This is a genomic window from Paenibacillus paridis (assembly GCF_006345825.1).
Classification (GTDB): Bacteria; Bacillota; Bacilli; order Paenibacillales; family Paenibacillaceae; genus Pristimantibacillus; species Pristimantibacillus paridis.
Map to the genome: position 1 here is coordinate 361 of NZ_VCIX01000014.1, position 287 is coordinate 647.

Below are 287 nucleotides of genomic sequence, written 5' to 3' on the forward strand. Positions count from 1 at the left end.
CGTTGAAGCTTGGCTTCAAGAAGATTCTCAAAAACATTCTGCTGCGGACAAACAAATATCTCTACATTGGAACGGTTGGCGGTCATTATGGTCTCTTCTTGGACAAGGACGAACATACATGGGTATCTTATACAGCCTAATGCAGCTTCCACTAGGCATCGTAGGGTTTACACTTGCTATCGTCCTGCCGGTTACTGCTTATTCGGTTATGCTTTCTCCATTAGCTTATAAGGTAAGTTCCGAGTTATTCGCTTTTGATCTCTTCGAATCGGATTGGGGATTACATC

The 287-nt window shown here is 43.2% G+C and carries 1 protein-coding gene; it reads left to right on the forward strand.

Annotated elements, in window-relative coordinates:
- On the forward strand, nt 1-287 hold a 287-nt coding region (locus tag FJQ58_RS33355), incomplete at both ends, for a sensor domain-containing protein (protein ID WP_139990471.1).